Source organism: Bacteriovorax sp. DB6_IX, from assembly GCF_000447775.1.
Classification (GTDB): domain Bacteria; phylum Bdellovibrionota; class Bacteriovoracia; order Bacteriovoracales; family Bacteriovoracaceae; genus Halobacteriovorax_A.
Genome location: NZ_AUNJ01000367.1, coordinates 1 through 20,223 on the forward strand (window position 1 = coordinate 1; position 20,223 = coordinate 20,223).

Here is a 20,223-nt window from a genome sequence, read left to right on the forward strand (position 1 = left end):
CTTCTACTGTGGAATTACTAAGTGGGGAGTTTCAAAACAACCTTAGAATGGGCCTGGTCAATTTGCCATTTCTCAGTTTTGGCAAAGGCCATGGAAAATAATAATGAAGAAATAAGTAGTAACGCTTTCATCTAACCTCCTAAGATTCTTTCTTAGTAAGTGATAGGTTCAACGTTTTTGTGACAGTTAATCTTCACGAACCTTTAAAATAAGTTCTTCAATTCTGTCGTGTATCACATACTTCTCTAAATCATTAGAATCATCCATATTTTCGAGATAATGCCTTAATTCTTTATCCAGCTCATTAAATGTAGGAATAATCTGATCTGCTTTTGTGCGGTACTCATCATATACCGCACGCATCCTTTCATTAAGTGCGATTTCCTCTTCAAATTTTTGACTAATCATTTTTGAGCCAATAACAACCTTGGCATAATAGAGAATAAAGGCCACAAACATGATGGTATAATAAAAATCCTTAATCACAAAAGAGATAGCGAAGGCACTCAGAGAGATCAATATTGTGACTTTCTTTTTGTCGATAAATGAAATCGACTGGGAGAAAATAAGTCCGGCAAGAAAGACGCCTAAAGCAATATTGTCTCTAGAAGTGTAATAGAACTCAACTCCCATTAAAATTTGATAAAGAACGAGAAAGTAAACCAGTTTTGAGAGAACCTTCTTTTGGCTCTTCTCTATATCGATAAAGAAATAAAAGAGACCTGAGAGAATGATAATAAGAATCGAAGGGATTACATTATAGTGAAAGCCATCACTAAGTGTCTTAAAAGTAAAGTTTGTTGCATAGAGAATAGAGATAATAAGAATTGATATACCAACACTTGAAGTCATTGACTCAAACTTCTTTTTCTCAGTCCACTCAATTCTATTACGACTCACAATATGCTCCTCAGAATAGTCATACTGAGACATCACATTATTCATTCTATCTAAACAGTTCTTAATACTTTCCCTGGCCTTTTCTCGAGGGATTCCCTCTTGAATCAGCATTCCTTTGATAATCGTTAAGGGGTTAAATAAATGATGGGAGAAGTAATTCTTATTGTGTAGCTTGGCCCTTAGGACTTCGTTTTCTTTACTAATTCTTTCAGAGGCAGTCTTAAAGCGAATAATCTCAATCGTTAAGAAACAAGCAATCAGAACATGCCCTAGAACCATTGTCCCAACTCTTAGATCTCCAATATAGAGAACTGCCGCTAGAATTGTTATAAAGTAAATATAAACATAACGGACTTTAGTTAACTGCAAGTGGAGACAGAGAATAATAACCCCACCCATATAGCACATCAAAGAGTGAGCAGAGAGATTGTCACTTAAGGGATAAATCATCCAAACAGACGCCTCTATCATTGCGGAAATGGCATAGAATAGATCTAACTTCTTACCAAAAACATTAAAGAAGAAGAGAACTCCAAAAATCGAGTCGACGACAATTAAGGCCTTCAATGTGAAAAGCACATTGGGAAATAAACCTAAGTGGTCAAAGAAGAAGTAATAGAAGAGCAATAACGAAACGGCCAAAAAATGATTAATGGCATATTCGCGATGCTTAGTCGTTGCAAGCATTAACACCAGATCATTTTACACTAAAAATAGTTTAATGAAGAATTAATTCAAGTTGTTTCAAGCCCAATAAGACGCAGGCTGTTTACAATGATCTATAGAGACTCTAAGGACTGGTAATCATGAAGAACTCGCTGTCTCAACAAAGGCAGTTTAGCTCCTCCGTCATAACCTAGAAGCTCGGCAATTTTGCGAATATAAGAAATATTGGCACCTTTAGATGACTGTGATTCAAAAAGAGTGAGTAAGTGAATGAGGTTCTTCGTGAAGGTATTAACAAAATCCACAATTAAAACCTTATCTGCCCCAGTTAATGTCACAAACTGTGCACCTATATTTTTAATAAGGATCTTTTCAACTTCGCTCTTTCCTTCAAAGCTTCTTACCACATTGACCTTGGCCCTAATGATCTCGATATCAAAAGAAGATCTCTCGACAGAGATTATTTTCTGAGGACCAATTTTAGAAAACTCTGGGTACTGAATAAGCGGAATAAGAACAGAAAACTCTTTTTGTTCAGGAACTTTTCCCAACTGACTAAGAAGAACACCACCCTCAGAGATATTTGAACACATACCTTTTAGAACATAACCATCACAGAGATAGAGAATCTCATCGTTAACAGGTGCCCTAAGAAAGTTTCTCTGAGAGTGTGCCATTTTCTTCTTAACCGATTATAGAAGTTTCGATGCTGTTTCAGATAGCATCGATCTCTCACCAACTGTAAGTGTCGCGTGAGAAATAATTTCTTCAGTCTTTAGTCTTTCGACAACGTAAGCAAGTCCGTTGTTAATCTCATCGAGATAAGGACTATCGATCTGTTGAGGGTCACCTGTTAGAACAATCTTTGTTCCCTCACCTGCACGAGTTACAATCGTTTTAACTTCGTGTGGAGATAAGTTTTGGGCCTCATCAACAATCAAGTACTGCCCTGGAATTGAACGACCTCTAATATAAGTCAAAGGCTCAATATGCAGGAGTCCGTGATCCATTAGGTCTTCATAAGAAGAATTAGTACCAGCTCTTCTTTGATCAAAGAGAAAGTCCATATTATCAAAGATAGGCTGCATCCAAGGACCAAGCTTATCATTAACATCTCCAGGAAGATAACCAAGGTCTTTCCCCATTGGCTGAATTGGTCTAGAAACGAGAAGACGTGAGTACTTTTCTTGATTAATCGTCATCTCTAGTCCAGCTGCAATAGCTAAGAGAGTCTTACCTGTTCCGGCCTTACCAACAAGAGAAACAAGTTTGATATCATCATTAAGAAGAGCATCTAGTGCAAACTGCTGCTCCATATTCTTTGGGTAAATTCCCCAAATACCTTCTCTCATTGGGATAAGAGGAACAATTCCTAGCTTTTGCTTATTATATCTTCCAAGAAGTCTTCTTCTTTCATTTCCTTCCTCATGAACAATTAAATATTCATTTGGATGAATTTCTAACTCTTCTGCATTTTCAAGCATGAGGAAACGATTCTTTTCGTACTCATCAAGCTTTTCTTTTGCAACAGGAAGATAGCGGTATCCAGAGTAAAGCTCTTCTAGCTTTACATCTTTCATTCCATAATCTTCTGCTGTTAATCCAAGAATATCTGCCTTAAGTCTTAAGTTAATATCCTTAGTGATTAAATGAACATCTTCCCCTGCGTCTTTAAGAGCAAGAGCCGAAGCTAGAATTAGGTTATCATTAATTCTTAAATCAATGGCCTCGTGAACATTATCAAATTTCTTATCAACTGAAATAATCAGCGTCCCACCATTATCAAGATCCACACCTTTCATGAGAGAGCCTTTCTGTCTCAACTCATCAACTAGTCTTGAAAAGTGTCTAGCATTTCTACCATTCTCGTTTTGATCTTTCTTAAAACGATCAACTTCTTCAACAACAACGAGTGGGATAAACACATCGTTATCAGAGAATTTAAAAATGGCCATAGGATCAAATAGAATTACGTTTGTGTCCAAAACGAATGTTTTTCTCAACATGCCCTCCGTGACATAGATGGAAATAAATTTTCCACACTAATAATTTTAGGGTATTAAAAAACTAACTGTCTATAAATAAAGTCGGGAATCCCTATTGGGCAGAGTGTAATGTCAGAAGATGTCAAATTCGGCATCAAAGAAACTGAGGTAAATGATCGCCCTTTTCCCTGCTTCTTCTTTATATTCAGAGGCGAGTTCTACATCATAGAACCCAGCGATGAGCTTAAATGGGAAGAATCTCACTTCTGCACCATAACTAATATAACCTTCGCTCATTCCTCCATAGAAAGAAAAGAAAGGAATATTAACCATCGCCCCTAAATGAATCATCCTTGCGACAGGAATAGGAAGATTGATTGGTTTTAAGTCCATTGAAAGTGCGTAATCCACAATTTTAAAGTCTTGTTTAAAAGCGAAGCCAGCATTCACATACATCTCTTGTCTTGGGACATCGGCCTCTCCTTTTGAGAGCTTTCTAAAATAGATATCACCAACATTTAAAACAGAGAGCCCTGAGACAAATTCAGAAGTTCCATTTCCAATTGCAAACTCAAGTCCAAGATCGTGTCCGAAGGCCTTACCTTCAGCAAAGCCAAAGGCATCTTTGATATCTTGAATGTTTTGGAAACCACTATTGATCTTCCCAAGCAGACCTGTTCCGAAAACATCAAACTCTCCTCTTACACCCTCTCTTCGAATATACTTTAAGTTATATCCAACAGAGAGGCGCTTACCACTTCCAAGCTTCTTACCTTTAGCACTCACTCCCCCAAGAATATTAAAAGCAAAACCTGCGGCAAAACCACGATCATAGCGATAATCAATTTCAAATGAAGGGTGAATTCTATTTCTCAAGTTAAGACTTAACTTATTTGAAGCGAAGAGGTTGAAACCAAATCTCATCATCTTAAGACCTGGGTAAGCAGATGCTTCGGCATAAATGGGAAAACCAATAAGCCTATCAACAATTGCGTCCGGATCATTCTTTGGAAAGTTTTTAAAGCGATCCATATCATCAAGTGCATTCGTCACACCTAATCTCATATTCAAAGGATAGAAACTTACTGAGTTATTTCCACCAAGACTTGCAGGATTATAAAAGAGAGTCATTTCGTCATTATTAGAAAGGGCCGTCCAAGCATCCCCCATTAATGAAGCACGAACACTTCTTCCGAGATATACAATCTCAGAAGCCAGAGTGGTAAAACTAAATAGAAGTAAAAAAAGTGTTCTCAGTTCCTATCCTATAAGCTGTGTAGTGTTTCAAAAACATTCGCAAAGTAGATTTGAATATCATCTGTATTCGTTGCAAATTGTGACTCGCAAAGCTCGACACTTCTCATATCAACGATTGAAGAATCTGTAAGACCTCCGACCGACAGAAGCGTTGTAAATCCAGTATCCAATACTGTTTGAAGTGATGAAAGATCAACACCACTTAAACTTCCAAGTGCAATATTTGGGAAAGTATCGTAGAAATTATTGAAGAGAACGATCCCTTGGCAGGCACGATTAACGTTAATAGATGCTGCTGCACTAGCTCTCAAATCTGGAGAACCAGACTGTCCAGTTGCAGTACAACTCCCCGTTGCACCGGCCCCTAAAATAGCCGCAATATTTCCAACATTATCGTAACTCATGAGACAAAGATGATTTCCTTTTCCACCCTTGGCCCCAGTATTATCGGTATCACCATAATAGTAAAAGTACTTCCCCATTTCTGTGAGAAGTAGGTAAAAAAGATAAGAGTTTATCTCATCAGCTTCAGTAGTATTAAAGTCTGCAATTCTATTTGAAGCGGTAGGATTCTCTGTTGTTGCCGTATCCCCTGAAAAGAGAAGGGCCTCAATGGCTGTATAGAGATTTGTATATGATGAATTGATTGGTCCATCATTGGTTTGCGCCAAGCTCATAGTTGTCAATGAACTAATAAAGTTAGCACTAACCCCTGCACTAAATAGGTCTTTAAGATCTGTAATCAAACTTGCTGTTGTATAGTCTGCCTTACAAGCATAAGCAGAAGCCTTAAGCTTCACATAGCGCGCATCTTCAGGCCTTGCCGGGAATGAATTGATTTTAGATAAGGCCTCTGAACAGTTTCCATCTGTAAGAAGTTTCTCCACTGAGACCATACGACTTTCAGCCACTTCATCAGCAGATTTTCCGCATGAAAGTGTAAGTGTAAAAAGTGAAATACAAGTAATTATTTTTCTGAGTAAAACCATCCACTACTCCTAGGTACTTCACGTACCTAGGCTATAGTATCCTATATATGGAAAGTTTATTTAAGACGGTAAGACTAACCTACTAAGAATTCGATGATTCTACCCATGGCCTCATCAAAGCTATCTTTTGGTAGGACTAAACTAATTCTCGCACAGTTAGGTGTTCCAAAGGCCTCCCCAGGCACCATAGCAACGCCGTACTTATCAAGAATTTCCTCACATAACAGAGAAGAATAGTCCGTTTTATCATCCTCACCCTTTCTATGTTTTTCAATAACTGGGCATTGAGAAAAGTCGACCATATAGTAGAAGGCCGAGTGAGTTTGATACCAACACTTATCAAGCTTGGCTTCTCTAAACTTCTCTCTCACGATGAGAGAATTATCTCTTAGATGATTCTTAATTGGAGTTAAGTACTCTTTAATTTGAGACATATCAAATTTCAGAAGAGCTTTTTGAATGAGAGAGCATGAACCTGAAGCTGTATGACTTTGAATCTTAGACATTGCCTGAATCACTTCTTTATTACCAATGGCATATCCAATTCTTAAACCAGTTGAGGCCAAGTTCTTTGAAATGCCATCAACGATAATTGTTCTTTCTAAAAGAGACGAATCATGTTGGTAGAAATAAGTCGGCGCGGGATCAAAGTAGTTAAGCTCAAAATAAATCTCATCACTAATGATAAAGACATCTGGGTACTTTTGCATAAGTTTTGCAAAGTCTTTCATCCATTCATCACTATAGTGATTTCCCGATGGGTTATTAGGACTATTAATAACGATGACCTTAGTCTTATCAGTTATAGCATTATCAATATCTTCCAAAGAAGGAGTGAAAGCATTGAAAATATCAGTTTTTACAATCTTTGTTTGTCCTTCATAAATATTGATCATTTCAGGATAAGAAACCCAATAAGGAGCAATAAGAACAACTTCGTCTCCAGGGTTTACCAGTGTCGCAAAAATATTTGAGATAACATGCTTACCACCATTACCAACAATCGTGGCAAAATCACAGTCAACATCTTCGAGGTTCACTCCCCTAGACAATTGAAAGTAATCGAGAATCTTTTCTCTTAATTTGTTATCACCTGCAACAGGGCTATATTGAAAACTTCCTAGAAAATCCAGTTCGCCACGGATTCCTTGGACAAATTCTTTTGGTGGTCTAAATGGAAGTTGTCCTGCTGTGAGGTTGTAAATCTTCTTTCCCTCTTCAGCGAGTTGATTGGCCTTTGCATTCAACTTGAGAGTTACACTTTCACCAATTGATTCAATTCTCTTCGCTAAATTCACAGTTTTCCTTTTCCTTTTTTGAGGAGCCACTCATAAATCTTTTCAGGGAGGAACTCTCCAATATCTCTTCCATGTTTATATATTTCTTTAACTAGTGAACTTGAGACATAGTAGTTCTGCCCTTCTGTCACAAGAAAAACAGTTTCTATTTCTGGATAGAGTCTCTTATTCATTGAGGCCATTTGAAACTCGGCCTCAAAGTCACCAGTCGGTCTAAGACCACGGATAATACAATCGATATTATTCTTTCTTGCGTAATCAACAATAAGACCATCCCATGAATCAACCAGAACTCTTGAGTCATGTGCAAACGCTTCTTTAAGCATTGAAACACGCTCTTCAGCAGTAAATAGAGGGGTCTTAGTTGGACTCTTTGCCACAAGAATTGTCACTTCATCAAAAACAGAGAGTGACCTTTTGAGAATATCGGAATGACCATTTGTGAATGGATCAAATGTCCCAGCATACATGGCCTTCTTCATAAAATTACCCTTTTCTAAAAATTCTAATTTACAGGCTTAATTTTACTCTAAAGACGAAAGACGCGCAATAAAGCTCGTTCCTTGTTTGTAGACTTTTGCAAACTGATACCCAACTGAATTGATATCTTTTTCAAGTATTCCTTTTTGACGATCAGATTCGATCCAAAGGACTCCTTCAAACTCAGATTCTTTAATAAGTGTCAGGCACTTCTTATAAAGATCTTTTAACTCATAAGGTGGGTCAATATAGAGATACGTATTCTGTCTCTTTTCTTCATCCCAAGTTTTATAAACTCTAAGAAATCTTTCAAGCCACTGATCAGCACTTGCCATATCAATTTTAACTTTGGCTTCAGGCACTTTTTTAGAAATGGCCTCAGCATTAGATTTCAAAACACGGATAACATGCTTATTCTTCTCGACGCAAAGTACTTCACTTGCACCTCGAGAAAGGGCCTCTAAGCCCATCGCACCTGTTCCAGCACAAATATCTACAAAGATTAAACCCGAACAGTCTTGATGTGCATCGAAGAATCTTCTTCGAAGCATTACCGTTGTTGGTCTAGTACTGTCACCTTTGGGAACAAAAAGGGCATGCCCAGAAGCATGCCCACCTAATATTGAAATACTCATTGATTACCTAATTTTAAGCTGCGTCTTTTTTTGAATCGCTATGTGCTCCGGCCTTATCTAGTGGAATAGTAAATTGGACTCCACCATCCATCTGAACAGAGCATCCAGATTCTTCGCTTATAGTTAGTTGAACTCCATTCATATGTAAAGTCAGACCGCCATTTTCAACTTTAAGATTGGCCGATTGCCCTGCAACATTGAAGTTTATATTAAGGTCCATTGAACCGGCTGCATTGAAGTCAACTTGTGAACTTGATGCACTTGGTGATGCAACTGGTGCTGGCGCTGGTGCAGTTTGTTCAGAATTATTAAAGAGAACAACATTATCAGTCACCTCTTCATCAGCTTCGATTTGCTCCATGACTGCGTCCATAACATCATCTTGTGTCACTTCTGGAGCCGCTTCTGAAACAACTTCTTCAGTTTCATCAATCATATCTGCCACAGATTCTTCGATTGCAGCAATTTCATCAGCCGTGAAGGCCACTTCTTCATCATCACTTTCTTCGGCCACAATTGGCTCAGCAGTAACTTCTGCTTCTGGCTCAGTTAAGGCCTCAACTTCAGCTTCAGCTTGGGCGAAGATATCATCAGTATCCTCTGCAATAACTTGCTCTGGTTCAATCATTGGTTCTTCTGTTTCAATTGAATCTGACATTGATACCTCTTCGGCTTGAGCTTGTGGATTTTCATCGAGAACACTTTCCATTTCATTTGCGATACTCGCAACTTCAGCGTCAATGGCCTCTTGAAGATCGTTTGGCTTCGCTTGTTCTAATTTAAGACCGTCCCCACCTTCAGATGTAGCAGATTCATCAGAAAATACTTTCTCTAAGTTTTCAATTTCATTGAGAATATCTTCTAACTCCGAGTCATTAAAACTCTTTTGAATCGTTTCAGCTAGCGCATCTTCAAGTTGCTTATCTTCCATGGGGTTCTCCAAAATAAATTTTCTTTTACATTATAAGCGAAATCCACTTATACTGCTTATCGTCATAGCTGTAAGAATCTTTAAGAAATTTATCCCCTATAATTACATAGACTTACAGGCCAACACAAAGTCCAAAAACTGAATTTTTTCATGACAAATTCGTGCACTCCAGATATATTTAACGCCTCGAAATTATATAGAGAACACACAACTCGCACTTGAAATATTTGGGGAAGACGTAAGGTGAATAAAAGACCTTTCATGGCCGCTAATTGGCTTGGAAATACAGCAGCCTCTAAAAATGAGCTGTTACCAGAGAATAATTCTCTGGCGCAAGCCCGTGTGCACGAGCAGAGCCCCGCTCAAGCTCAAGAAGTTGCCCCAAAACAAGCATTCTCAATCGGAAATTACGTTATTCCTCAGTGGAAAGGTGAAAGTCTTCTAACGAAAGATGCCCTCAAACTGAAAAATATTATCAAAGAACTCTACTGTGAGGCCTCGAAACTAGTTAAGACATTCCCTTCTAGAAATAAAACTCTGAAGCTCACTGTTTACAACCAATTCATGGCCTATGTTGAAAGCGAATGTCTGAATGCATCTGAGATCAATGACTATAACCTCTTTTGGTCACACTACTTAGACAAGCACTCTCCACATAGAGCGACGATTCAGAAATTTCTCGATATTTACTGCCTAAGAGCAGTTAATGTTTACCTTTTAAAAACAAGATTCTTAAAGCTACTTTCACAAGTTCAAACGAAGCAATTATCAACGATTGATCTTCTCAATCCTGATTCGGCCATTGCAAAATTCTTCAAAAAGGCCTCTTCAACAGAACTAAGATGTGAGGCCTTAAGTAATAATCACTTCAGTTGGTTTAGACCTTCTAGTGAGATGGCAACTGTCGTGACGAAACTGTCGGCGATTCTCTCTGAGCTAGGTTCAGTTGAATTCCTCAAAGTTTGTAATCACGAAGTCCCTGTTGAGCTAGGTCTTAAACTTGAAGACAAAGATTTCGAAATTTTCTCTCATGCTATTAGCAACAGAAACTTCGGACTCTTTATCAATGATCTTCTGATCTATATTCCGGAGTGGATTGAAAACCACGATGGTTATTTTAATTTTGATTCAGAACCAAAGTGTCTTAATACGCTTTTTACTGGTGAGTTCCTTAACTCTCTGGCCCTTTCACATTGGCTGGCCCAGGAAAATAACGTAAATAAGAAGTGGGAAGATGTTATCTGCCCAGACTTTAAAGGAAGAGACTTTAAAACTGGTGACTACCTCAAGGTTTGTCAGGAACTTCAATTCCTCACTTTCCTAGTGAAGATGTCAGCAGCGCAAGGACACAATCCTGTTTCATTAATTTGCTCACTCTTTAAGCAAAAGAATGCCAAGGCAAAAACTGATGCTCTAGGGCAAATGTCGATCTTTGATGCGGCAACAAATAATGATCAGGCAGATGAGAGTATTTATGACCGCGTAGTTATTAATTGTACTCAACTTCCAAAGAAGAACCCACACCACTATTTATTAACTCAAATCCACAACACAGGTGAGAAGTTAGCAAATAATGGTTATATGTATATCTTTTCTAACCAAAAACTCTTCGTCCCTTCTCACTCAGAAAAAGTAGAAGGACTCCTCAATAAGTATAAGCTTCACGCTCGCGTGAACTTTGAAGACTTAAAAGGAAAGGGAGAGGTTGCGAAGTATCTCTATGTATTTAGTAAGAGAGTTTTCCACAACAGAATGGACCTCTACTCAAATACAATGCCTAAACTTCAGAAAGAGTCATGTCTTAGTTTGAATTTCCAAGGACAACTTTCTCACTTTTCTAAGTTTGGTAATCTAAGAGAAGAATTCCACAAGTTCATTACGTCAAAAGAGACGATTAACTCACCTCTTTTCCAAGTAGAGACAGAGCCAGGAATCTTCTTTGAGTTCCATCAAGATGCTATCCTAAATGGAAAACTACTTAGCAATAACGGTGACTCAAATAATATTACTCACCCTAGCTACTTTAAGAAGCTAACAAGAACGTGTATCCCATTTGATCAGTTCTTCATTGTAGAAAGTCTTTCTGCAAAGTCTGAAAACTACACTTCAGACCTACTTGGGCTTGCAGTTAAAGCTGAAGAGAGATTCCCATACCTACTCATCGTAAACTTCTCAAATGAGCACGATATTAGTGTGGAGCTCACAACAGCAGATCTCTTTAAGGCCAAAGTCGAAGAATATGGAAATGCCTACTTCCAATATTTTGGTCTTATTCCAAAAGTTGGAAACCTCAATATTAATCTCTTTAGAGAGTTTTTTGATACAAGTGTTGGAAAGCAAATTATCCAACTGACTTTCAATGGTGGACTCAAGAAGACGAAGTCTAAGCTTAAGGCCATGCTTGTTCCGAAGTTTATTATGGAGACGGATACTCTACCTGAGCACCACGCTCAGACCCTGAATATCTTCACTCTAGATAAGACGAGACTTCTTTCACTAGATCTTAAGAATTTAGTAGAAGAAATTAAGAACTCAAGAAATATGGTCAGTATTCTTAAGCAGAAGTACCCATGGCACGTGAGTTGTATTCTTTCACGCTTTAAGTACCTAGTTGAAGAAGCCCTGACTGAAATTAAGTCTGGAAGCTCTGACTCACTTGCGGTGAATTATTCTAATCCAGCGATCATGTCGGAAGTTGTCACTCTAGACAAGTATCCAATCTACCCTGTTAATGAAGATCTCTACCTCGAGGCCTCATTAAGAGAGAGAAATGATATTCATCTTCCTCTGACACATACAAAACTTGTTAAATCAGATACTGGACACTCATTAGAGCTCTACTCTGAAGCAGCAAAGCTCTTCTCAATGCATGGTGAGCATACACTTCTTCACTTTGCTCAGTTCATTTTAACTAATGCGGCAGGTGTGCAAATTTCTAAAATTCTTCAATCGCTAGAGCTTCCTGCAGCAAGTGATCTGAAATCAATTGTTGAGAGACACAATGAAGTTGAAAGCTCACTAGAAGAAGCAATCAAAGAGTCTCATCAACAACTCAACGATATTATCATTGGACAAATTTTTAATTCATAAAACTGAGAGTTGTGCTAAACTTTACTAAGTTATGAAAAATACATTGGAAGGAATCCATAAAAGTATTTATCGCTATCTTAAGAACAAGGCCAATAACTTGGAGGGCAAGCCTTCAGCTCAGTTATTAACCTACCAAAACGATCAACAAAAATCTGCTCAAAGAAAATTCAGCGACTCTAATATGCAAGAGCTCTTTAGCTCAATAGAAGACTCCGACATTATCTATCTTGGAGATTTTCATACCTTTGATCAGAGTACTCGAAATCTTGAAAGGCTGATGAGGATACTCACCTCAAAGCAGTATGACTTTGCGATTGGTCTCGAGTTCGTTCATATTAAGAATCAGAAATATATTGATTACTTTATCAATAATCATATTACAGAACTTGAGTTCCTAGAGTCTATTAACTATACCGAGTCATGGAGATTTCCATGGACCTATTATAAGAAATTCTTTGAAATAGCTCGGAAAGAGAATATTCCCCTACTGGCCCTCAACACAGAGGGAACTCTAAAAAGTCGTGACCAAAAGGCCTCAAGAGTTATTGCCAATTATCATAAGAATAACCCAGAGAGAAAGATTCTCGTGCTCTTTGGTGAGTATCATATTGTGAAGAATAAACTTCCAGAAAAGGTTCTTAGAGCAACCAATAAGAGTGTTATTCAAACTATTATTCATCAGAATTTGGATGAGGTTTATTGGAAGCTAGTTAAGGACAATAAGCTGACCAAGGATAAGGTTGTAAAGTTCACGGGACGTGAGTTTGCACTGATAACTTCCGCACCTTGGCTCAAGTATGAAAGCCAGATCTATTGGTATGAGCACTTAAGTGAAGATCCGGAATTTGATATACATGAATATATTATTGAAACTGGTGCAATCAATTTCTCTGACAATGTACCAGATAACTTTCTCTTTATCTGTGAAGAGGTTCTCAGAGCTTTTAGACCAAAAGTGAAGGAAAGAAACCTCGATGACTTCCACCTCTATGACCATATTAATCTTGAGAAGGTTCAAACTCACCTTGAAAAAATTAAGAATATGGCACTTATCACTTTCTATAATAATTTGATTAAGCGTGGCCGCAGTTTTCGTCTGCCGCAATCTAATTACTACTTCTGCCCCAACTATTCGATCAATCGAGTTTCATACCTGGCAGGAGTACATATTCATCATCTGGCATTAAAGGAAAAGCGCTTTCGTCCAGTTGACTTACTCACAAGTCGTAAGAGATCAGAGATTTTTATCTATTTCCTCTATCAATGTATTTGTGGATACTTTGCTTCCAAACTCATTAACCCCTATCGTAAATGCGATATGTATGCTGATTATAAGAAGCAGCTTCGTCAAAACCACATCAAGCAATCGAGAAAGAATAGTATTAAAGCAATTCTTGCTCTCTTAGATAACGATCAGCCTGTCAAAGAAAACTTAAAGGGACTTCCTCTACATGGGATCTTTTCTAGTTCAAGAAAACTCGGTCACATCTTCGCCGATAGGCTCTTTGACAATTACTATGTAAAAAATAGAGAAGAGATAAAAGAAGCCCTGAAGATTATCTACTCTACAGACTTTAGTGATGAGTCTTTCTTTCGACTCAAAGAGATTGTCCTTAAAGATTTTGACTATAAAAGCTCTCGTAAACGTGAATTCTAATAATAAAAAAAGCCACTCAAATGAGTGGCTTCTTTAATATCAATTTTCTATAAATTAAACGCTTAGTCTTTCCATTAGCTCTTTCTTCGTTCCCTTTTCAAGACGAACAAGAGTCTTACCAGCTGATGCTGTTTCTTCTGCGATGTCTTGAACTTGAGCTGTTGCTGTTTTCATGATCACGCGAATCTTTCTACCAATAACATCCTTGTCTTCACCATAGAGATTGGCAAGTTCCATTCTTCCTGAAACTTCAGAGAGAAGCTCTTTAGCAATTGAAACAGATGTATTCTCTGCTGTATCTCTTCCTTCTCCATGAGAAGAAATCTCTAGACTATAAACACTTCCAAGAGTCTTACCTTTTACGGCAATTCTCTTTTCATCGGCTTTATTAGTATTCATTAGAGCATCAAGGATAACGTAGTAGATAACCTGCTCTAGAGTTTCAGACTCACCTCTTACTGTTGAGTCATCCATATTCATGTCGACGATAATCCCTTCAGCAATGAGCTTATTTGCTAGGTGGTCGACAACTTTAGAAGTGAGAGGCTCAAGTTCTGTTGTGGCAATGGCCTCATCCATAACTTCTGATTCTTCCCAAATCTTATTAGCTGTTTCTTCAATTTGTTCTTCATTAAGACCTGATACCATGGCCATTGGAGTTGCTTGAGAAATCTCAGACTGCTCCATCGACTTTAGGACATTCTGTCTATAAGTTGTGATAAGCTTTGAACAATGAGTCATCTCATTTAAATCAAGGGCATTCACAATAATCTCTTCGACTTTCATTGCTGTTGAAACATCATCAGAAACAAGCTCAGCTAGTGCTTCATCTTCAACTTCTTTCTTTGCGAGTTGAAATTTTCTTCTATCAACAAATTCCCATCCTCCAGAAGTGATAAGAACAAGTCCAATCAGACTTAGAGCTAATTTAAGATTTGAAAGTGATTGATTCAATCCATCAACATGAGAGTCAATAAGCTCTAGTGTTGAATCAGTATTCTCTTCTACTACTTGAAACTTAGTACCAATCTCAGAAGAATTGGAATTATCCTTTACAGAAAACCCCTTCCCCGATGATCTGAGGGCCTCGTGAAACCAGTGTACAGAAGAGCTAAGAACATTCATCTTCTTAGAAATTGTTTCTGAAGCACCTTTATAATCTTCTATTAAAGACGAGGCCTCTGCAAAACACTCTTCAGTTGCCGAAGTGAAATTACTATCCATATAGATAGAGCTCGTATCGCCTATGACTGATGCTGTAAAAGTTTGATTGGTTCTTGCTGAACAGATTTGGAGACCATTTCTAATCTCACCCACTCTTCTATACTTTCCACTGAGGTCTTTAAACATATGACCAACAGAGAATAAGGCCACAGATGAAAGGCCAATTAACCAAATTTTAGATTTTGATAATCGTTGTAGTAGCATCCTGCTCATTACGATAAGTCCTTGATATCACGTTCATGACAATTTCGGGCGCTCCTGCCCTTACCAAGATTGTACCTAAGCCTGCCCCAAACGTCATCCCTAGTTAAATTTTGCCTTTGCAAGAGGGCTTTTTAAAGGGAGAATACAGGTATGAAAGACTTTAACAGCAGTTATAGCTGGGCCATTAAATTACTCATTGCTTTCATTACACTTCAGACACATATCATTGTTCTCGTGATCCCACTCGGACAAAAACTTGACCTAAATATTTGGAAAGATAAGAAGGTTTCAATCAAATTAAAACCGAGCCAAAAGGTCAGAGAAATTGGTAAGGAAGACTCTCAACATAAGAAAATCGCAGATATTCCCTCTCAAAAACAAGATGGGCTTGATGTTCTTAAACAATTTGCTATTTCACAAAAGCAAGGAACATCTGATAAGCCGCCAAAGAAAGAAGAGATTGTAAAACCTAGTAAACGCGCTCGAGTGGCGAAGAAAGTTCAGCAAATAAATTATGCTCAAAGACAAATCATGCAAGAAGCTGTCAAGGCCAAAAGAGAAGAGAATCCTCTTCTTAATCAAGTGACAGACTATAATGTTAAATTTGTTCCACCAAAGGGAATTTCTCCCGATCAACTTAATGAATTTGAAAAGGTCTTCTACTCTTTCTTTCGTCGTGTAGCGATCAAATATATCACCTCTATTCAATCAACTGTTCTCGATGCGGTTGATGAAAAGCCTTATATCCAAAATACTCTTCGCAATCATGGTGCCGATGTTCTTACAGCTAGAATTGTCTATGATTCAGATGGTAATGCTGAGAAGATTACGATTTTAAAAAGTAGTGAGGACGATGAGGTTCACGAAATCTTTGAGAAGGCCCTAAGAAAAATGACTAAGATCCCAAATGTGGCCAAAGAATTAAAAGATGAAAATGGAAAGTATACCGCTTACTTCCAACTAGGCATTAATCAAAGATCTCGCAATTAGAAAGACTCCAACAGTAATGACAATCAACTTAATATGAGTTGGATTGAAAAAATGCACTAAGAAGTGAAAGAGGTTTGTCTTGGCCTCTTTTTGTAGCTCCTTTGTGCTCTTGGCTATCTTGTCTTTAAGTTTAGGTGTAAAAGAATCGAAGACCTCTTCTAGCTCCTGCTTTAGCTCTCTTTTAACATCTTCAGGAATCTGGTAGTTCTTAAAACTCGACTCAAGAAGCTTCTGCTCTTCTATCAACTTCGTCAGCTTTGTCTTGCAGCTCACACATGATTCAATATGTAGCCCTAGTCTTTCATCTGGATTCTTAAGATGATGGGCCCCGATTTGCTTTGAATGAAAACAATGATGACTAGATTCCGTTTGCACGAATTTGTCCTTTTCCACTCTCAATACCTTTCGCTCTTAATAAGGCCTTGTACCTTGCACTAGAGATGAATTGAAGAAGCTCAATTTCTTCAATATCTAAAAAGAGTGATAATCTTTGATTTGATATTCCGACTTTCTCACTGAGATAGAGTGCGGCCTTTTCTTTTAGAGAGATCTGAACTTCCTCTAATTGAATTTGCGCCCTTCTCTTCTGAGCAAGATCGAAGAGTTTCTTATAAATTTTCAAACGATTCTCTAGAAGGTCGAGACGTTGCAATATTTCGCTAGATTCAACCATACATGCTGTTGTCACATCAACAACCAGTTGTAGTGCTTGAAGCTCATCTTCTAAGAGATAGAATGAAAAGGGAAAGAAATTGTCGGATAGCTCTTCTATCACATGGTCATATTTCACAAATATAAGTTTAGGCCTCATATTTTGGGTGGTCAATACCTGAAACCGAGTACTTACATCTAGTTTTAAAGAATTTCCACTAGATACCGATAAGATTGTGAGAAGTTGTAAGAACGAGGCTTTACTATGAAGTTTATGAACAAATTAACGAGAAATAAGAAATCAGTTTACTCTCTAATCCTATGTCTACTACTAGTGGGCTGTATGGAAACAAAGAGAAAGACAAACTCAACATCGAGTAGTTCAAATAATAATTACAATAATGACCAATACCAATATGGCAATGGTAATAGTGGTAGTTCTAATGGCAGTGGATCAGGAAGTGGCTCATCTGGAGAGCAAACTGATGATGGAACGGGATATGGTGATGGTAATGAAGACGGTGTCGCTGACGGTGGCCAAACTCAAGAATATATCACAATTGGAAATATTGCCCTACACGGGACAGGTGGACTAAATAGATTCTATCCAAATGGTGGTCCTCTATGGTCATCAACAAATCAATTAAGTTCTTCCGACCAAGGAATCTTTTATACCGATGCAAGATTTAATCTGAGAATTAGACCTCAATCTGCTCCGGGACAAAATACAAATGATTCTCTTGGAAATAAATGTCAGTATCTAGGAAATCCATATAAGAAACTATCGGTTGATATTTGTTTAAGATCACAAACCGGCTCTTGTATCTATACTCATTCATTTGAAGAAGTTACAGTTGGACAGGTTTCGAAAGTTAAGGAATTTACAGTTCCCAACACATCCGCTCCTCTTGTTGTTGAGGTTCTAGGAGTGAGATGGGATTACGCTTGTCAAAACTATCTTGACCAAGGTTATAGTGAATCAGACGCTGCTGTTAATGGTGTTTGTCCAATGGGACAAGTTTGGGATACAAGTTGTGTGAAGTTCGATATTCAGTTCTCGACAGACCACACTAAGGACTTTCCTTCTTCGGCACCAAGATATTAAATGATTGAATTATTTTTTTGAATATCGGGAGACAATTATTGTCTCCCTTTTTTTTATAGAAACATTTTTTCGGCAAGATTCTCTTTCATTGCGCTTGAAACTTCCACCAATAAACCAGGGCAAGTCACATTGACTTCAGATATCTTCCCTCCAAGAATATCGAAGGCCACTAAATCAACACCATCTTTTAAAAGATCCGAACAAATTTCGAAACATTCATCTTTTAATTCTTGTGCCATTTCATATCTTTCGTACTTTGCTCCTTGAGCAATATTGGCAAGAAATTCTCCGGCCTTTGGTGTTTTAAGAATTGTTCCTAACTCCTGTGCCTTATAGTAAATTGAGCGAATTTCCCCCTCAGTAACTGACTCATCAAATGGCTGAACCACAACCGGTCCTTGAAACTCATCGCTCTTCTTTTTAAAGATTGTTTCAAATTGATTATCGATAGTCACTTTCTCAACACCAATACCTTGATAGAGATCGAGAGGCTTTAAGATCAGCTCACTCACCCCCTCAGCCTCTAATTGTTTTACAAATTGAGTGGCCCCAGAAAGAGATGATCCGACAAAGCTTGGAAGACTATTTTCTCTCTTATAGGCCTCAAGTTTTTCACTATTTTTCATAATCCCAACAGGGTTATTTACAACTTTCACACCATATTTTTCAAGAAATTGCTGCATCCACAGATATCTTTGGTAGCGTGAATCATAAGGAGGATCAATTCGCATATGGAAAGTAATATTCTCATCCATTAAAACAGATTTTGACTGAGTTAGTGAAAAGTTTGAAACGTAGAAGTTATCTTCAATATCTCCGTCAAATTCATAACATTGATAAGTCAGTTGCCCGGTATTTTGAATAAAGAAATCATTTTCAAAGAGAAAGTATACTTCTTCTCCCCTCTTTTTTAAGGTGAGGGCCATCAACATTGTTGAATCTTTTTTAACGACTAGTTTTTCAATTGGATCGATAAATAAAATATGTGCCATATATGTACTCCATTTTGAGCAAATACTAGCACAAACTATCTAGAAAGCAGATATTTTTCAAAACTTGTCCCAATCTCGGACTTTTTCTTTTGATAACTCTTATATCTTGATTCGATAAAGACAAAGAACTTCTTAAGATCACCATTGAAGGACTCACCAAGCTCTTTAATCTGATCTTGGCTTTTTTCATAAGTATTAAAGGCCGCAAAAGTGGCATTATTCCACTTCATCTTAAGAGGCCAGCAATGATTAACCTTCAACTCATCACACTTTTTCTGAATTGCCTTGGGAAAATCTCTCTCAAGAAAGACTTTCTTATCTTCTTGCCATGACTCTCTCTTTAAAATGGACTCAAGATTTTTTGATTGGGCCACAATTTCTTGCATAATTTGGGCACTCTTCTCTTCATTCTCAAAGTGCCTCTTTAACTTCTCCCTATCTTTAAAATACAGTGAGAGCATTTGCTTTCCAAAGTAATTTGCAAGATTCTCATTCAAATCAACCTCATCATCGATGAAGAAAATGGTGTGAAAAAGCTCGTGAAAAATAGTTTCAGCAAGGTCATATTCACTGTATTGAAAGAATGTTGAAAGAATCGGGTCATCAAAAGTCCCCAGTGTAGAATAGGCCAGAACCCTTCTCTTATAGGTCTCATGGCCATTTTCCTCAAGCTTTGAGACATAGTCTTTAGCTGAATTTTCGTCAAAGAAACCAAGATACGGGAAGCAGCCATAGAATAGGAAACACTCCTGCTTTGCCTTAACTTCTGTCGGCTTAGAAGCAATCACAAGATATGTCACAGCGTCTCTTTCTAAAAGAGTCGTCTCACTATAAATCTCAGAAGCTTCTCTTTGCCAATACTGGTAAAAGAACTGCTTATACTTTTCAATTTTTCGGATTTTTACTTTGTGATCTTCGGAGACATTAGGATCTTTTAAAACTTCAGAATTTTCCTTCGCACTTGTTAAGATTTTCATCTGCCCAAGGCCTTGTTCTGTTAAATATCCTATTTTTGCGCAAGAACTAAATAGTATTAAAATTAAAACCGCTCTGAGAGGCCTTAAAATAATCCATGTAAGCCCTGCAGAGTAACTTACTGATCTCTTGCCTCATCCCACTCAAAGCTTTAAAAGCAGTATTTACGGCTCCCTTAAGAGACATTGTTTTTG

At 37.8% G+C, this 20,223-nt stretch carries 18 protein-coding genes; 4 read left to right on the forward strand and 14 right to left on the reverse strand.

Translation table 11 applies throughout. The annotated features are described in order from the left end of the window. Positions 1–186 precede the first annotated feature (186 nt). The 9 genes from M901_RS11360 to M901_RS11400 form a co-directional block, all read right to left on the reverse strand. The gene (locus M901_RS11360) at positions 187–1,587 is read right to left on the reverse strand and encodes a membrane protein (RefSeq protein WP_021278354.1); all 1,401 of its coding nucleotides are present in this window, start codon (positions 1,585–1,587) and stop codon (positions 187–189) included. A gap of 92 nt (positions 1,588–1,679) precedes the next feature. Then, on the reverse strand, positions 1,680–2,243 hold the full coding sequence (locus tag M901_RS11365) for a PilZ domain-containing protein (protein ID WP_021278355.1): 564 nt from the start codon (positions 2,241–2,243) through the stop codon (positions 1,680–1,682). Between the two features lie 15 nt (positions 2,244–2,258). Continuing rightward, complete coding sequence (locus M901_RS11370; RefSeq protein ID WP_021278350.1) at positions 2,259–3,572, reverse strand: PhoH family protein; 1,314 nt, start codon at positions 3,570–3,572, stop codon at positions 2,259–2,261. Between the two features lie 111 nt (positions 3,573–3,683). Next, complete coding sequence (locus M901_RS11375) at positions 3,684–4,682, reverse strand: hypothetical protein (RefSeq protein ID WP_198295394.1); 999 nt, start codon at positions 4,680–4,682, stop codon at positions 3,684–3,686. A gap of 134 nt (positions 4,683–4,816) precedes the next feature. Further along, the gene (locus M901_RS11380; protein ID WP_021278356.1) at positions 4,817–5,797 is read right to left on the reverse strand and encodes a hypothetical protein; all 981 of its coding nucleotides are present in this window, start codon (positions 5,795–5,797) and stop codon (positions 4,817–4,819) included. Positions 5,798–5,871: 74 nt separating this feature from the next. Beyond that, positions 5,872–7,095, reverse strand: coding sequence for a pyridoxal phosphate-dependent aminotransferase (locus tag M901_RS11385; RefSeq protein ID WP_021278347.1), 1,224 nt, complete (start codon positions 7,093–7,095; stop codon positions 5,872–5,874). Further along, entirely contained in the window at positions 7,092–7,577 is a 486-nt protein-coding gene (gene coaD, locus M901_RS11390; RefSeq protein ID WP_021278342.1) for a pantetheine-phosphate adenylyltransferase, read from the reverse strand. Before coaD ends, M901_RS11385 begins: the two co-directional genes overlap by 4 nt. Positions 7,578–7,619: 42 nt before the next feature. Continuing rightward, positions 7,620–8,210 (reverse strand): RsmD family RNA methyltransferase, encoded by a 591-nt coding sequence (locus M901_RS11395; protein ID WP_021278343.1) that lies wholly within the window; start codon positions 8,208–8,210, stop codon positions 7,620–7,622. A 13-nt stretch (positions 8,211–8,223) separates the two neighbouring features. After that, positions 8,224–9,141: a hypothetical protein gene (locus M901_RS11400; protein ID WP_021278348.1), complete on the reverse strand. Its 918-nt coding sequence runs from the start codon at positions 9,139–9,141 to the stop codon at positions 8,224–8,226. A 243-nt stretch (positions 9,142–9,384) separates the two neighbouring features. On the opposite strand from M901_RS11400, the gene M901_RS11405 reads away from it, so the two are divergent. Together M901_RS11405 and M901_RS11410 are read left to right on the forward strand one after the other, a co-directional pair. Next, positions 9,385–12,231, forward strand: coding sequence for a hypothetical protein (locus tag M901_RS11405; RefSeq protein ID WP_021278341.1), 2,847 nt, complete (start codon positions 9,385–9,387; stop codon positions 12,229–12,231). Positions 12,232–12,262: 31 nt separating this feature from the next. Then, the gene (locus tag M901_RS11410; RefSeq protein ID WP_021278351.1) at positions 12,263–13,888 is read left to right on the forward strand and encodes a ChaN family lipoprotein; all 1,626 of its coding nucleotides are present in this window, start codon (positions 12,263–12,265) and stop codon (positions 13,886–13,888) included. Positions 13,889–13,942: 54 nt separating this feature from the next. On the opposite strand, the gene M901_RS11415 is transcribed toward M901_RS11410, so the two are convergent. Then, on the reverse strand, positions 13,943–15,325 hold the full coding sequence (locus M901_RS11415) for a hypothetical protein (RefSeq protein ID WP_157679973.1): 1,383 nt from the start codon (positions 15,323–15,325) through the stop codon (positions 13,943–13,945). A 141-nt stretch (positions 15,326–15,466) separates the two neighbouring features. On the opposite strand from M901_RS11415, the gene M901_RS11420 reads away from it, so the two are divergent. Beyond that, positions 15,467–16,306, forward strand: a complete 840-nt coding sequence (locus M901_RS11420) for a hypothetical protein (protein WP_021278352.1) — start codon at positions 15,467–15,469, stop codon at positions 16,304–16,306. Here M901_RS11420 and M901_RS11425 read toward each other — a convergent pair. Together M901_RS11425 and M901_RS11430 are read right to left on the reverse strand one after the other, a co-directional pair. Further along, on the reverse strand, positions 16,277–16,681 hold the full coding sequence (locus M901_RS11425; RefSeq protein ID WP_021278340.1) for a hypothetical protein: 405 nt from the start codon (positions 16,679–16,681) through the stop codon (positions 16,277–16,279). The genes M901_RS11420 and M901_RS11425 overlap by 30 nt on opposite strands. After that, positions 16,665–17,117 carry a hypothetical protein gene (locus tag M901_RS11430; RefSeq protein ID WP_021278345.1) on the reverse strand — a complete coding sequence of 151 codons (453 nt, stop codon included), beginning with the start codon at positions 17,115–17,117 and terminating at the stop codon, positions 16,665–16,667. Before M901_RS11430 ends, M901_RS11425 begins: the two co-directional genes overlap by 17 nt. A gap of 105 nt (positions 17,118–17,222) precedes the next feature. Between M901_RS11430 and M901_RS11435 the strand changes: the two genes are divergently transcribed. After that, the gene (locus M901_RS11435; protein ID WP_034721899.1) at positions 17,223–18,062 is read left to right on the forward strand and encodes a hypothetical protein; all 840 of its coding nucleotides are present in this window, start codon (positions 17,223–17,225) and stop codon (positions 18,060–18,062) included. A 53-nt stretch (positions 18,063–18,115) separates the two neighbouring features. On the opposite strand, the gene M901_RS11440 is transcribed toward M901_RS11435, so the two are convergent. Both M901_RS11440 and M901_RS11445 read right to left on the reverse strand, forming a co-directional pair. Then, a complete protein-coding gene (locus M901_RS11440; protein WP_021278353.1) occupies positions 18,116–19,054 on the reverse strand; it encodes a RimK family alpha-L-glutamate ligase in 939 nt (312 codons plus the stop codon). A 35-nt stretch (positions 19,055–19,089) separates the two neighbouring features. After that, positions 19,090–20,124, reverse strand: coding sequence for an aminopeptidase (locus tag M901_RS11445; protein ID WP_081653436.1), 1,035 nt, complete (start codon positions 20,122–20,124; stop codon positions 19,090–19,092). Between the last annotated feature and the right edge of the window lie 99 nt (positions 20,125–20,223).

Bases quoted from the DNA above. Each gene is read 5' to 3' on its own strand.
- M901_RS11375 (WP_198295394.1), bottom strand. From the start codon at position 4,682: ATGACTCTCTTTTATAATCCTGCAAGTCTTGGTGGAAATAACTCAGTA.
- coaD (WP_021278342.1), bottom strand. From the start codon at position 7,577: ATGAAGAAGGCCATGTATGCTGGGACATTTGATCCATTCACAAATGGT.
- M901_RS11360 (WP_021278354.1), bottom strand. From the start codon at position 1,587: ATGCTTGCAACGACTAAGCATCGCGAATATGCCATTAATCATTTTTTG.
- M901_RS11395 (WP_021278343.1), bottom strand. From the start codon at position 8,210: ATGAGTATTTCAATATTAGGTGGGCATGCTTCTGGGCATGCCCTTTTT.
- M901_RS11415 (WP_157679973.1), bottom strand. From the start codon at position 15,325: ATGAGCAGGATGCTACTACAACGATTATCAAAATCTAAAATTTGGTTA.
- M901_RS11400 (WP_021278348.1), bottom strand. From the start codon at position 9,141: ATGGAAGATAAGCAACTTGAAGATGCGCTAGCTGAAACGATTCAAAAG.
- M901_RS11420 (WP_021278352.1), top strand. From the start codon at position 15,467: ATGAAAGACTTTAACAGCAGTTATAGCTGGGCCATTAAATTACTCATT.
- M901_RS11435 (WP_034721899.1), top strand. From the start codon at position 17,223: ATGAAGTTTATGAACAAATTAACGAGAAATAAGAAATCAGTTTACTCT.
- M901_RS11430 (WP_021278345.1), bottom strand. From the start codon at position 17,117: ATGAGGCCTAAACTTATATTTGTGAAATATGACCATGTGATAGAAGAG.
- M901_RS11410 (WP_021278351.1), top strand. From the start codon at position 12,263: ATGAAAAATACATTGGAAGGAATCCATAAAAGTATTTATCGCTATCTT.
- M901_RS11440 (WP_021278353.1), bottom strand. From the start codon at position 19,054: ATGGCACATATTTTATTTATCGATCCAATTGAAAAACTAGTCGTTAAA.
- M901_RS11380 (WP_021278356.1), bottom strand. From the start codon at position 5,797: ATGGTTTTACTCAGAAAAATAATTACTTGTATTTCACTTTTTACACTT.
- M901_RS11370 (WP_021278350.1), bottom strand. From the start codon at position 3,572: ATGTTGAGAAAAACATTCGTTTTGGACACAAACGTAATTCTATTTGAT.
- M901_RS11365 (WP_021278355.1), bottom strand. From the start codon at position 2,243: ATGGCACACTCTCAGAGAAACTTTCTTAGGGCACCTGTTAACGATGAG.